The sequence below is a fragment of the Streptomyces canus genome (assembly GCF_001514145.1).
Taxonomy (GTDB): Bacteria; Actinomycetota; Actinomycetes; order Streptomycetales; family Streptomycetaceae; genus Streptomyces; species Streptomyces canus.
This window is the reverse complement of sequence record NZ_KQ948657.1, coordinates 461,382-474,063: the sequence shown is the minus strand read 5'-3', so window position 1 is coordinate 474,063 and position 12,682 is coordinate 461,382. Positions and strand designations below refer to the sequence as shown.

The 12,682-nt window shown below is 70.0% G+C and carries 12 protein-coding genes; 9 read left to right on the top strand and 3 right to left on the bottom strand.

What is annotated here, in order from left to right:
- The first annotated feature begins 102 nt into the window (after window positions 1-102).
- From AQJ46_RS07015 to AQJ46_RS06985, 7 genes are all read left to right on the top strand, one after another.
- A complete protein-coding gene (locus tag AQJ46_RS07015; protein WP_059204751.1) occupies window positions 103-1,161 on the top strand; it encodes a BMP family lipoprotein in 1,059 nt (352 codons plus the stop codon).
- Between the two features lie 233 nt (window positions 1,162-1,394).
- Window positions 1,395-2,909, top strand: coding sequence for an ABC transporter ATP-binding protein (locus tag AQJ46_RS07010; RefSeq protein WP_208616891.1), 1,515 nt, complete (start codon window positions 1,395-1,397; stop codon window positions 2,907-2,909).
- Window positions 2,906-4,033 (top strand): ABC transporter permease, encoded by a 1,128-nt coding sequence (locus tag AQJ46_RS07005; protein WP_059204750.1) that lies wholly within the window; start codon window positions 2,906-2,908, stop codon window positions 4,031-4,033. Before AQJ46_RS07010 ends, AQJ46_RS07005 begins: the two co-directional genes overlap by 4 nt.
- Window positions 4,033-5,316: an ABC transporter permease gene (locus tag AQJ46_RS07000; protein ID WP_059204749.1), complete on the top strand. Its 1,284-nt coding sequence runs from the start codon at window positions 4,033-4,035 to the stop codon at window positions 5,314-5,316. The genes AQJ46_RS07005 and AQJ46_RS07000 overlap by 1 nt, the downstream gene beginning before the upstream one ends.
- Entirely contained in the window at window positions 5,313-5,705 is a 393-nt protein-coding gene (locus AQJ46_RS06995; protein WP_059204748.1) for a cytidine deaminase, read from the top strand. The genes AQJ46_RS07000 and AQJ46_RS06995 overlap by 4 nt, the downstream gene beginning before the upstream one ends.
- Before the next feature lie 27 nt (window positions 5,706-5,732).
- Window positions 5,733-7,010, top strand: coding sequence for a thymidine phosphorylase (locus tag AQJ46_RS06990; protein ID WP_208616904.1), 1,278 nt, complete (start codon window positions 5,733-5,735; stop codon window positions 7,008-7,010).
- A 95-nt stretch (window positions 7,011-7,105) separates the two neighbouring features.
- The gene (locus tag AQJ46_RS06985) at window positions 7,106-7,699 is read left to right on the top strand and encodes a Uma2 family endonuclease (RefSeq protein WP_059204746.1); all 594 of its coding nucleotides are present in this window, start codon (window positions 7,106-7,108) and stop codon (window positions 7,697-7,699) included.
- 7 nt (window positions 7,700-7,706) lie between these two features.
- Here the strand turns inward: AQJ46_RS06985 and AQJ46_RS06980 are convergent, their stop codons facing one another.
- On the bottom strand, window positions 7,707-8,630 hold the full coding sequence (locus AQJ46_RS06980; RefSeq protein ID WP_059204745.1) for an AEC family transporter: 924 nt from the start codon (window positions 8,628-8,630) through the stop codon (window positions 7,707-7,709).
- A gap of 133 nt (window positions 8,631-8,763) precedes the next feature.
- On the opposite strand from AQJ46_RS06980, the gene AQJ46_RS51855 reads away from it, so the two are divergent.
- A complete protein-coding gene (locus AQJ46_RS51855) occupies window positions 8,764-9,150 on the top strand; it encodes an STAS domain-containing protein (RefSeq protein ID WP_158012925.1) in 387 nt (128 codons plus the stop codon).
- On the opposite strand, the gene AQJ46_RS06975 is transcribed toward AQJ46_RS51855, so the two are convergent.
- Entirely contained in the window at window positions 9,034-10,050 is a 1,017-nt protein-coding gene (locus AQJ46_RS06975) for a sigma-70 family RNA polymerase sigma factor (protein ID WP_057607705.1), read from the bottom strand. The two genes, AQJ46_RS51855 and AQJ46_RS06975, sit on opposite strands and share 117 nt — an antisense overlap.
- 330 nt (window positions 10,051-10,380) lie before the next feature.
- Window positions 10,381-11,667: an MFS transporter gene (locus tag AQJ46_RS06970; RefSeq protein ID WP_059204744.1), complete on the bottom strand. Its 1,287-nt coding sequence runs from the start codon at window positions 11,665-11,667 to the stop codon at window positions 10,381-10,383.
- Window positions 11,668-11,730: 63 nt separating this feature from the next.
- On the opposite strand from AQJ46_RS06970, the gene AQJ46_RS06965 reads away from it, so the two are divergent.
- Window positions 11,731-12,681 (top strand): LysR family transcriptional regulator, encoded by a 951-nt coding sequence (locus AQJ46_RS06965; protein WP_059204743.1) that lies wholly within the window; start codon window positions 11,731-11,733, stop codon window positions 12,679-12,681.
- Window position 12,682: the final 1 nt, after the last annotated feature.

Below are 12,682 nucleotides of genomic sequence, written 5' to 3'. Positions count from 1 at the left end.
ATGCCGCGAAGCCAACGCCGCAGGGGCGTACAGGCCCGGGCACTGGCATGGTGCTCACATGAAGCGCCGACAAGGCGCTCAGGTCAGGTGAAGGAGCCTCCCGTGCGCCGGGTAGCCAAGCTTTCCGCTGCGTGTATCGCCACCGCAGCTCTCGCACTGACTGCCACAGCCTGTGGCAGCACCTCCTCCGAGGACGACAGCTCCTCGTCCGCCTCCGCGGGCAGCGGCAAGGGCGGAATCAAGATCGGTCTCGCCTACGACGTCGGCGGCCGCGGTGACCGCTCCTTCAACGACTCCGCCGCGCGCGGTGCCGACAAGGCGGAGAAGGAGTTCAGCGGTTCCATCAAGGAGCTCACCGCCAAGAGCTCCGACACCGAGGCCGACCGTGAGCAGCGCCTGACCGACCTGGCGGACGCCGGCTACAACCCGATCGTCGCCGTCGGTTTCTCGTACGCCACCTCGGTCGACAAGGTCGCCGCGAAGTACCCGAAGGTCAGCTTCGGTCTCATCGACTCGGTCGCGACCGCCAAGAACGTCGACAGCATCACCTTCACCGAGGAGCAGGGCTCCTACCTCGCCGGTGTCGCCGCCGCGCTGAAGACCAAGAAGGCACACGTCGGCTTCATCGGCGGCGTGGACACCCCGCTGATCAAGAAGTTCGCGGCGGGCTACGTCCAGGGCGTCAAGGACACCAAGCCCGGCGTCAAGGTCGACGTCCAGTACCTGACCCACGGCTCCGACCTGTCCGGCTTCGCCAGCCCCGACAAGGGCAAGGAGGCCGCGTCCGGCCAGCTCGACAACGGCGCCGACGTGATCTACGCCGCGGCCGGCTCCTCCGGCAACGGCTCGATCGAGGCCGTCTCCGGCGTCAAGGGCGCCTGGGCCATCGGCGTGGACTCGGACCAGTACAACATCCCGGGTCTGAGCAAGTACAAGAACTCGATCCTGACCTCGATGGTCAAGAACGTCGACGTCGGCGTCTACGACTTCGTCAAGTCCGTGCACGACGGCAAGCCGCTGACCGGCAACCAGATCTACTCCCTCGCCAAGGGTGGTGTCGGCCTGGCCACCAGCGGTGGCTTCATCGACGACATCCAGCCGCAGCTGGACGCCGCGAAGAAGAAGATCGTCGACGGCGCCGTCAAGGTCAAGACCAGCTGACCTGACGGTTCCCGCCGGAACCCGGGCTCGACGAGGGGGCCTCGACAACCCCCTCGTCGAGCCATAACAATGTGTCAACTCTACGCGTGTAGCATGGAGTTGCCGCGCTAGCGTCACCGACGCCTGCCCTCCCCTACGCAGCCCCTTTTCCCCGAGGAGAGTGCGCCATCAACGCGTCCAGCCCTCCCGCTGCCGTCGAACTGCGCGGCATCACCAAGCGATTCCCCGGCGTCGTGGCCAACAAGGACATCGACATCACCGTCCGCACGGGCACCGTGCACGCCCTGTGCGGTGAGAACGGTGCTGGCAAGTCCACCCTGATGAAGATCCTCTACGGCATGCAGCAGCCGGACGAGGGCACCATCACGGTGAACGGCGAGACGGTCACCTTCCACACCCCCGCCGACGCCATCGCCCGTGGCATCGGCATGGTGCACCAGCACTTCATGCTCGCCGACAACCTCACGGTCCTGGAGAACGTCGTCCTGGGCGCGGAGAAGCTGTACGGCATCGGCGCCAAGGCCCGCGCGAAGATCAGGGAGATCTCCGACGCGTACAGCCTGAACGTACGCCCCGACGTGCTGCTGGAGGAGCTCGGCGTCGCCGACCGCCAGCGCGTGGAGATCCTCAAGGTCCTCTACCGCGGCGCCAAGACGCTGATCCTCGACGAGCCCACCGCCGTCCTCGTGCCGCAGGAGGTCGACGCCCTCTTCGACAACCTGCGCGAGCTCAAGGCCGAGGGCCTCACCGTCATCTTCATCTCGCACAAGCTCGGCGAAGTCCTGTCCGTCGCCGACGAGATCACGGTCATCCGGCGCGGTACCACCGTCGGCACGGTCAAGCCCGCCGGCACCACCTCCAAGCAGCTCGCCGAGCTGATGGTCGGCAGCGAACTGCCCACCCCGGAGACCGAGGAGTCCACGGTCACCGACGTCCCGCTGCTGAAGCTGGACGGCCTGCGCCTGGCCCAGACCGACCTCGACGGCATCGAGCGGATCATCCTCGACGACATCTCGTTCACCATCCACCAGGGCGAGGTCCTCGGTATCGCCGGTGTGGAGGGCAACGGGCAGTCCGAACTGGTCGAGGCCATCATGGGCATCCGCAACCCCGACACCGGCACGGTCACCCTCGACGGCACCGACATCTCCCACGTCCCCACCCGCCACCGCCGCGAGGCCGGCGTCGGCTACATCCCCGAGGACCGCCACCGTCACGGCCTGCTCCTCGAGGCCCCGCTGTGGGAGAACCGCATCCTCGGCCACGTCACCGAGAAGCCCAACTCCCGCGGCCAGCTGCTCGACATCAAGGCGGCCCGCACCGACACCGAGCGCATCATCAAGGCGTACGACGTCCGCACCCCGGGCATCGACGTCACCGCCGCCTCCCTGTCCGGCGGCAACCAGCAGAAGCTGATCGTCGGCCGCGAGATGAGCCACGCGCCCAAGCTGCTCATCGCCGCCCACCCCACCCGTGGTGTGGACGTCGGCGCGCAGGCCGCGATCTGGGACCACATCCGCGAGGCCCGCCGCGAGGGCCTGGCCGTGCTGCTGATCTCCGCCGACCTGGACGAGCTCATCGGCCTGTCCGACACCCTGCGGGTCATGTACCGCGGCCGACTGGTCGCCGACGCCGACCCCGCCACCATCACCCCCGAGGAGCTGGGCTCCGCCATGACCGGTGCGGCCACCGGGCACCTGGAGCACGCAGAGGACTCCGCAGCGGACGACGAGGACGACGCCCGATGAACAAGCTGACCCAACGCATCGACAAGGAGCGGCTGCTCCTCGGCATCGCGGCGCCGCTGCTGGCGGTCGTCGCCGCAGTCGTCGTCACCACCCTGGTGATCCTCGCCACCGGCAAGAACCCGGGCGCCGCCTTCAGCGACATGCTGACCTACGGCTCCGCCAGCGACAGCCAGGTCTACATCCTCAACAAGGCGACGACGTACTACCTCGCGGGTGTCGCGGTGGCCATCGGCTTCCGCATGAACCTCTTCAACATCGGCGTCGACGGCCAGTACCGCATCGCCGCGTTCTTCGCCGCCGTCCTCGGCGGCGCGCTCACCACGCCCGGCTGGATCTCCATCCCGCTGATCATCCTGTGCGCCATGGGCACCGGCGCCGTGTGGGCGGGCATCGCGGGCGTCCTCAAGGTGACCCGCGGGGTCAGCGAGGTCATCTCGACGATCATGCTCAACTCGATCGCCACCGCGATCATCGCCTACCTGCTCCAGCCCGGAAAGCTCGCCGAGCTCCAGGCCGGCGGCACGGTCGTCTCCACCAAGCCGCTGCCGTCGTCCTCGCACTTCTTCCAGATCGACACCGGCGCCGCGGGCGTGCTGTGGGGCTTCATCGTCATCGCCGTACTCGTCGGCATCGCGTACTGGTTCGTCCTCGGCCGCACCCGCTTCGGCTTCGACCTGCGCACCGTCGGCCAGTCCGAGAGCGCCGCCGCCGCGAGCGGTGTCTCGGTGAAGAGGATGATCGCCACCAGCATGCTCATCTCGGGCGCGGTGGCCGGCCTGATCGGCATGCCGACCCTGCTCAACGACAGCCACCAGTTCAGCAACGACTTCCCGACCGGCATCGGCTTCACCGGCATCGCCATCGCCCTGCTCGGCCGCAACAACCCGGTCGGCATCGCACTGGGCGCACTGCTGTGGGGCTTCCTGGAGCGCACCACCAACCACCTGGAGTTCGAGGGCTACGACAAGGAGATCCTCGGCGTCATCCAGGGCGTCATCGTCCTGTGCGTCGTCATCGCCTACGAAGTCGTACGCCGTTACGGACTCAAGCGCCAGCAGCAGCGGGTCGGCGCCGAGCTCGCCGCCCAGGCCGCAGCCCCGACCCAGAAGCAGGAGGTGGCGTGATGACTGCCACGATGACCGACACGCCGCCCCCCGCGGCACCCAAGGCGGACACCGCCACCCGGTCGGGCCGCTCGCTCGGCCAGATCCTCATGATCGTCGCCGGTGCGCTGCTGCTCGTCGCCGCGGTCCGCGTCATCTCCGGCTCCGACCAGCTCACCTCCGAGGGCCAGGTCTCCGCGGCGCTCAGCCTCGCCGTGCCGATCGGCCTCGCCGGTCTCGCCGGTCTGTGGTCCGAGCGGTCCGGCGTGGTCAACATCGGCCTCGAGGGCATGATGATCCTCGGCACCTTCGGCGCCGGCTGGATCGGCTGGCAGTCCAGCCCCTGGCTCGGCCTCCTGTGCGGCGTCGGGTTCGGCGTCCTGGGCGGCCTGCTGCACGCGGTCGCGACCGTCACCTTCGGCGTCGACCACATCGTCTCCGGTGTCGCGATCAACCTCCTCGCGCTCGGCACCACCCAGTACCTCGCCAAGCTCTTCTTCGTGGACGGCAAGGCGGAGGAAGCGGGCGGCAACCCCAAGCAGTCCCCGCCCGTGGACTCGCTGCCCACCTTCGACGTCCCGGGCCTCTCGAGCGGGCTGCACTCCATCGAGAACCACCACTGGTTCCTGATCTCCGACATCGCGGGCATCCTCGGCGGTCTGTTCACCGACCTGTCCATCGTGACGGTCCTGGCGGTCGTGCTGTTCGTCGGCAGCTGGTGGCTGCTGTGGCGCACCGCGTTCGGCCTGCGGCTGCGCTCCTGCGGTGAGAACCCGATCGCCGCCGAGTCCCTCGGCGTCAACGTCTACAAGTACAAGTACATGGCCGTGGCCGTCTCCGGCGGCCTCGCCGGCCTCGGCGGCGCCTTCCTGGCCCTGGTCACCTCGCACACCTACCTGGAGGGCCAGACCGGCGGACGCGGCTACATCGGCCTCGCGGCCATGATCTTCGGCAACTGGCGGCCCGGCGGACTCGCCATGGGCGCCGGCCTGTTCGGCTACTCCGACGCGCTCCAGCTGCGCAACGGCGGCGAGACCGTCCACGCGCTGCTGCTCCTGCTGTTCGTGCTGCTGCTCGCGATGGCCGGCTGGAAGCTGTACAAGAAGGCGCACTGGCAGGGCGGCATCAGCCTCATGGTGGCCGCGGGCGTCCTGGTCTGGTACCTCGTCACCGACGAGGTCCCGAGCGACTTCGTGGGCGCCACGCCGTACGTCGTCACGCTGCTGGTGCTGTCGCTGTCCGCGCAACGACTGCGGATGCCCAAGGCGGACGGCATGCGCTACCGGAAGGGCCAGGGCAAGTGACGGGCGTCGACTGGGGCGCGCTCAGGGCGGCGGCCCGGGACGCCATGTCCCGGGCGTACGCCCCGTACTCCGGCTACCCGGTCGGCGTGGCCGCCCTGGTCGACGACGGCCGTACGATCACCGGCTGCAACGTCGAGAACGCCTCCTACGGCCTCGGCCTGTGCGCCGAGTGCGGTCTGGTCTCGGAGCTGCAGAACACGGGCGGCGGCCGTCTCACGCACTTCACCTGCGTCGACGGCAGGGGCGAGATCCTCGTCCCCTGCGGCCGCTGCCGGCAGCTGCTGTACGAGTTCGGCGGCCCCGAACTGCTCATGGAGACCCCGGCGGGGATCCTGCCGCTGTCGGAGATGCTGCCGCAGGCCTTCGGGCCGGGGCATCTCACCAAGTAATTCCCGGAAGGAAAGCCCTGCATGGCCATGGACGCCATCTCCGTCATCCGCACCAAGCGGGACCGCGGTGAACTCAGCGACGAGCAGATCGACTGGGTCATCGACGCGTACACCCGCGGGGAGGTCGCCGACGAGCAGATGTCCGCGCTCGCGATGGCGATCCTGCTCAACGGCATGAACCGTCGCGAGATCGCCCGGTGGACCGCCGCGATGATCGCCTCCGGCGAGCGCATGGACTTCTCGTCCCTGTCCCGCCCGACGGCCGACAAGCACTCCACGGGCGGCGTCGGCGACAAGATCACCCTCCCGCTGGCGCCCCTGGTGGCGGCCTGCGGCGCGGCCGTCCCCCAGCTCTCCGGCCGGGGCCTCGGCCACACCGGCGGCACGCTCGACAAGCTGGAGTCGATCCCGGGCTGGCGCGCGCTGCTGTCGAACGAGGAGATGCTGAACGTCCTCGACACCACCGGCGCGGTGATCTGCGCGGCGGGCGACGGCCTGGCTCCGGCGGACAAGAAGCTGTACGCCCTGCGTGACGTCACCGGCACGGTCGAGGCGATCCCGCTGATCGCCTCCTCGATCATGTCGAAGAAGATCGCGGAGGGCACGGGTTCGCTGGTCCTGGACGTCAAGGTCGGCACCGGCGCCTTCATGAAGACCATCGAGGACGCGCGCGAGCTGGCGTCCACGATGGTGGGCCTCGGCACCGACCACGGCGTCAGGACCGTCGCGCTCCTGACGGACATGTCGACGCCGCTCGGCCTCACGGCCGGCAACGCCCTCGAAGTCCGCGAGTCGGTGGAGGTGCTGGCGGGCGGCGGCCCGTCGGACGTCGTGGAACTCACGATCGCCCTGGCCCACGAGATGCTGGCCGCGGCCGGCATCCGCGACGCCGACCCGGCGAAGGCCCTGGCCGACGGCTCCGCGATGGACGTGTGGCGCCGGATGATCGCGGCGCAGGGCGGCGACCCGGACGCGGAGCTGCCGGTGGCGCGCGAGCAGCACGTCATCAAGGCGCCGTCCTCGGGCGTCCTGACCCGCCTCGACGCCTACGGCATCGGCGTCGCCGCCTGGCGCCTCGGCGCGGGGCGTGCCCGCAAGGAGGACCCGGTCCAGGCGGGCGCGGGCGTGGAGCTGCACGCCAAGCCGGGCGACACGGTGACGGAGGGCCAGCCCCTGCTGACCCTGCACACCGACACCCCGGAGCGCTTCGAGTACGCCCTCCAGTCGATCGAGGGTTCCTACGACATCGGGGCGACGGGTGCGGCCTTCACGGCGTCGCCGGTGGTGCTGGAACGTATTGCCTGACCTGCAGCTTCCTCTTTTGGGTGAACGGGATCGGTGGACCGCCGCCGGTCCCGTTCGGCATGCTGGGATCGGTGACGTAACGAATGGAGACCGCCATGAGCGCACTCGCCGCCGAGTCCGGGGCCTCCGAGAGCACGGGCTGGGACGAGATCGTCCGTGTCTGGGAGGAGACGGACGCTCCGGAGGGCAGCAAGGTGGAGATCGTCGAAGGGATCGTCACCGTGTCGCCGCCGCCGTCCGAAGAACACAACGACACTGCTGAGCTGCTTCATGAACGCATGTACGGGGCGCTGCCTCCCGACTGCAACTGGGGCATCTATCAGACGCTCGGACTGACGTGCCCGGAGACGGGCGGCCTGTTCGTTCCCGACCTGTGCGTGGTGCCGAGGAACGCCTTGCGCCGCGGAACGCGCGTGCATGCCGGCGAGGCTGAACTCGTTGTCGAGGTCACATCCAAAAGCAATGCGAACCATGACCGCATCAAGAAAGCCCACGGCTACGCCGTGGCGGGAGTGCCGCTCTACCTTCTCCTGGATGCCTGGCAGTCCGGGCGCCCCACGGCGACGCTTTACGGAGAGCCGCAAAACGGCACATACCGCGTCCTTGTCTCGGTGGAGTACGGCGAGAGGCTGACGTTGCCCTCACCGTTCAAGTTGGACTTGGACACCGGCAGCTTCCCGCTCAGTTGACACCTGGTCACCCGAGCCAGGCCGCCACGACCACCAGCACCGGCACCGACAACACGGTCGACACCAGGATCGAGTCGCGGGCCAGGCGTTCGCCCACGCCGTAGGTCGACGCGTAGGTGTAGAGGTTCTGCGCGGCTGGCAGCGCCGAGGTCACCACCACGTCGAGGAGATGGGCTCCGTGGAGGCCGAAGACCCCGGCGGCGAGCGCCCAGGCCGCTGCCGGCTGGCCCACCGACTTCAGTGCGACCGAGAGCAGGACGAGCTGTCGGTCCGGGCCCCGGCCGGGCATCGTGCTGCCGCACAGGGAGATGCCGAAGGCGAGGAGGACGGCCGGTACCGACATGCCGCCGATCAGGGTCAAGGGGTCCATGACGGGGGCCGGGACCTTCAGACCGGCCGCCGAGACCGCCACGCCGGCCAGCGAGCCCACCGCGATCGGATTGCGCAGCGGGGTCAGCAGTCTCCGCCACAGCGGGCCCTTCTCCCCCTCGCCGGACGCCAGGTCCAGGACCGTCAGCGCGACCGGGGTCACCCCGACCAGCTGGAACAGCAGCACCGGCGCCACGAGTGACGCGTCCCCGAGGACGTACACCGCGATCGGGATGCCGAGATTGCCGGAGTTGACGTAGGACGAGCACAGCGCGCCGATCGTCGTACGACCCAGCCCCCAGCCCCGTACGACACCCACCGCCACGAAGACGCCCGCCGCCGCTGCCGTGCTGAGCGCGGTCACCAGGAGACGGCTGGAGAAGATCACCGACAGGTCGGCCCGCGCCAGAGTCGTGAAGAGCAGGGCTGGGGACGCCACATGGAAGGCCAGCTTGGTCAGGACCTCCCGGCCCTGGTCGCCGAGGTAACCGCGCAGGCCGATGAGATAGCCGACCCCGATGACCACCGCGATGACCGCGAAGCCGGTCAGCACTCCCTGCACGGGGACTCCTCAAGGGTGAGGAGGGCGTGGCCTATCCAGGGAGGTGCTGATGGGTGGCGCATACAGGCAACCCTCGCGGGAAGACGGCCCGCAGGTCAACGTGATCCTGCCCGCGCGGACAGGACGTCGGCCGATGAGTTACGCCCGCCCGCCCGGTCTACCGATCGTGGACGCCATGACACCCGCTGTACTCGTGCTGGTCGGCCCCGTCACCCGGGACGAGGTGACGGGGCTGAGCGACGAGGTCCGGGCGCTGCTGGGGACGACCCGTGCCGGGGTGGTGGTGTGCGATGTCGCCGGGCTCGGGCCGCCGGGGCTCGGCACGGTCGAACTGCTCGCCCGGCTCCAGCTCGCGGCCCGGCGCGCCGGAGGCCGGATCAGGCTGCGCGACCCCGACCCCGGGCTACACGCCCTCCTTGACCTCGTCGGCCTCCGCTTCGAGGTGGAGGGGCAGTCCGAACAGGGGGAACCAGCGCTGGGTGTCGAGGAAGAAGTGGAACCCGGTGAGCCGGCCGTCTGAGATCTCCAGCACCTGTACCGCCCAGGGGGTGTGACCGCCCTTCTCGGGGTCCGGCTTGTACTGGGCGAACCCCGGCAGGCCGTTGACCTGCACCGGCACCAGGCGTGAGCCCTCGCAGGCCGAGCCCAGGGTCGTCATGAAGCCCGTGATGTCGTCGTGGCCCGTCAGCCAGAGGTCGAACGGCGGCATCGTCATGATGGCGTCCTCGTGGAGGAGGGCCGTCAGCGCCGTCATGTCGTACCCCTCGAACGCCTTCACATAGCGGTCCAGGAGTTTTTGCTGCTCCTCGTCCAGCGGGTCGGACACGGCCGCGTCGGCGCCGTGCTCCTCCCGCTCGGCGAGGGTGGCGCGGGCCCGCTGGAGGGCGCTGTTGACCGAGGCGACGGAGGTGTCGAGCAGTTCGGCGACCTCGCTCGCCTTCCACGCCAGCACCTCGCGCAGGATCAGCACCGCGCGCTGCTTGGGCGGCAGTTGCTGCAGGGCGGCCATGAAGGCGAGCCGCACGGTCTCCTTGGCGACCGCCGCCTCCGCCGGGTCCTCGACCGTCGGCAGGATGCGGTTGTCCGGCATCGGCTCCAGCCAGGTGTGGTCGGGGCGGGGGGAGAGGGCGGCCTGGGCGAGGGGGGTCGACTCCGAGAGGTCCATGGGGCGGGCGCGCTTGTTGCCCGCGGTCAGCATGTCCAGGCAGACGTTCGTCGCGATGCGGTACAGCCATGAGCGGAGGCTGGAACGGCCCTCGAACTTGTCGTAGCTCCGCCAGGCCCGCACCAGCGTGTCCTGCACCGCGTCCTCGGCCTCGAAGGAGGAGCCGAGCATGCGGTAGCAGTACCCCGTCAGCTCGGTGCGGTGTTTCTCGAGCCTCAGGTCGAGGTCTGTCGTCGTCGCCGTACTGTCCGTCATCGTCCACCCACCCCTGTGGCCGTGCTGTGCCGCGCCTTTGCGCCCACTACTCGGAAACTACCGCAGGGGTCTGACAATGGCGTGCCGAGTGAGTGAACGTGCAGGTCAGAGGTTTCTCGCCCCCGCCGCCCCTACCCGTCCCGTCCCCAGAGGCGCCGCCCCTTCGACCCCGACCGGGGGCTGCGCCCCCAGACCCCCATCGGCCCGAAGGGCCTCGTCCTCAAACGCCGGACGGGCTGGATGTGGCTGAGGTGAACGGCAGGGACAGCAGGGCAAAAGAGCGTCCCCCTGGCCGACCGACCTCGACCAGGGGGAAGCAGAACGTGCGGCTCAGACCGCCGCGACCCGCTGCTGGGCCCTCGCCGCACGCGTACCGAGCACAGTGATCGACACCACGCCGAGCACCGCCAGCAGTCCGACCCCGACCGTCCCGGTCCAGCCGCCCGCGTGGAAGGCGAGGGCGCCGACCGTGCTGCCCGCGCTGGAGCCGATGTAGTAGGCGGACTGGTAGAGGGCCGAGGCCTGGGCGCGGCCGTGGGTGGCCGTCTTGCTGACCGCCGAGGACGCCACCGCGTGCCCGGCGAAGAAGCCGCCGGTGATCAGGACCAGGCCCAGCAGGACCAGCGCCAGGGAGTCGGCCAGGGAGAGCAGGAGACCCGCGGCCGTCGTACCGCCCGCCGCGTACAGCGCGCCCCGGCGGCCCAGTCGGCCGACCAGCCGGCCCGCCGTCGACGCGGACACCGTGCCCACCAGGTAGACCAGGAAGATCGAGCCGACGATGCCCTGGGGGAGCGAGAAGGGCGCCTCGGTCAGCCGGTAGCCGATGACCGTGTACACGCCGCCGAAGACCGTCATGAACAGCGCGCCGATGGCGTAGAGGCGGCGCAGCAGCGGGTCACCCAGGTGTCCGCGGACCGTGCCGAGCAGCACCCGCGGCCGCAGCGAGCCCGCCACGAAGTGCTTCGGCGCCGGCAGCAGGAGGCGGAACGCCACCGCGCAGGCCACCGCGATCGCGCCGATGACCCCCACGGCCACCCGCCAGCCCCACTCCTGCGCGACCCAGCCGGTGATGACCCGGCCGCTCATCCCGCCGACGCTGTTGCCGGCGACGAACAGCCCGATCGCCGTGACCAGCGCCTTCGGCCTGACCTCCTCGGCGAGATACGCCGTCGCGGAGGCGGGCAGCCCCGCGAGGGCCGCTCCCTGCACGGCCCGCAGCACGACCAGCGCGGGCAGCGAGGGCGCGAAGGGGACCAGGAGACCGACCGTCACCGCGACCGCCAGCGACGCCGTCATGACCGTACGGCGTCCGAAGCGCTCCGACAGGGCGCTCATCGGCAGCACGAACAGCGCCAGACCGCCGGTCGCCGCCGCCACCGTCCAGCTCGCCTCGCTCGCCGCCACCCCGAACTCGCCCGAGATCAGCGGGAGAAGGGCCTGCGTGGAGTACAGCAGCGCGAAGGTCGCGACACCGGCGAGGAAGAGGGCGAAGCTCATCCGTCGGTAGCCGGGGCCACCCGGGGTCAGACGGGAATCGACGGTGACAGAGGCGGCGGAGGCGGCAGAGGCGGGAGATACGGCGCCCACGCGGGTGGGCGCCTCGGTACTGGCAGGCATGCTTCGAAGTTACGTACGACTCCGCTCATCCGTCCAATGCATGGATTCGCCATAATCGTTCCTATGGAGCATCAGCAGAGGTCACAGACGCGCCTGTCACCATCCAGTGACACAGAAGACATGGTGATGTTGCTGGCCCCGCGGCTCGCCTACTTCGCCGGCGTGGCCCGCACCGAGCACGTCACCCGTGCCGCGCAGGAGATGGACGTACCCCAGTCGACGCTCTCGCGCGCGATGGTCCGCCTGGAACAGGACCTCGGCGTCGACCTGTTCGCCCGGATCGGCCGCACGGTCTCCCTCACCCCCGCGGGCCGCACCTTCCTCGCCTCCGCCGAACGCGCCCTCGCCGAGATCCAGCGCGCCGCGGACGAGGTCCGCGCGGACGCCGACCCGGCCACCGGCAAGGTCGCCTTCGGCTTCCTGCACACCATGGGCTCGGAAACGGTCCCCGGCCTCATCCGGGCCTTCCGCGCCGACCATCCCCGTGTCCGCTTCAGTCTGGTCCAGAACTACGGCGAGGCGATGATCGAACGCCTGCGGGCGGGGGAGCTGGACCTGTGTCTGACCTCGCCGGTCCCGGACGCCCCCGACCTCGTGGCCCGCCGCCTCGACGAACAGAAGCTACGGCTCGTGGTCCCCGCCGATCACCCCCTCGCGGCCCGCAGGCGCGTGCGCCTCGCCGAGGCCGCCGAGGAGTCGTTCGTCACCCTGGAACCCGGCTACGGTCTGCGCCGCATCACGGACGACCTCTGCCAGGAGGCCGGCTTCAGGCCGAGGATCGCCTTCGAGGGGGAGGAGGCGGAGACGCTGAGGGGGCTGGTGGCGGCAGGGCTGGGCGTCGCGCTGCTGCCCCCACCGGCCTTCCCCCGCCCAGGAGTCGCGGAACTGACGGTCACGGCTCCACGGGCGGCCCGCGAGATCGGCGTCGCCTGGCTGGACGGCCACCCGGACACACCTCCGGTGGCCGCCTTCAAGAAGTTCCTGCTGTCGAGAAGGGGAAACCTGCTGCCCTGAC

Bases quoted from the DNA above. Each gene is read 5' to 3' on its own strand.
- AQJ46_RS07005 (WP_059204750.1), top strand. From the start codon at position 2,906: ATGAACAAGCTGACCCAACGCATCGACAAGGAGCGGCTGCTCCTCGGC.
- AQJ46_RS07000 (WP_059204749.1), top strand. From the start codon at position 4,033: ATGACTGCCACGATGACCGACACGCCGCCCCCCGCGGCACCCAAGGCG.
- AQJ46_RS06990 (WP_208616904.1), top strand. From the start codon at position 5,733: ATGGACGCCATCTCCGTCATCCGCACCAAGCGGGACCGCGGTGAACTC.
- AQJ46_RS06985 (WP_059204746.1), top strand. From the start codon at position 7,106: ATGAGCGCACTCGCCGCCGAGTCCGGGGCCTCCGAGAGCACGGGCTGG.
- AQJ46_RS51855 (WP_158012925.1), top strand. From the start codon at position 8,764: ATGAGTTACGCCCGCCCGCCCGGTCTACCGATCGTGGACGCCATGACA.
- AQJ46_RS06975 (WP_057607705.1), bottom strand. From the start codon at position 10,050: ATGACGGACAGTACGGCGACGACGACAGACCTCGACCTGAGGCTCGAG.
- AQJ46_RS06970 (WP_059204744.1), bottom strand. From the start codon at position 11,667: ATGCCTGCCAGTACCGAGGCGCCCACCCGCGTGGGCGCCGTATCTCCC.
- AQJ46_RS06965 (WP_059204743.1), top strand. From the start codon at position 11,731: ATGGAGCATCAGCAGAGGTCACAGACGCGCCTGTCACCATCCAGTGAC.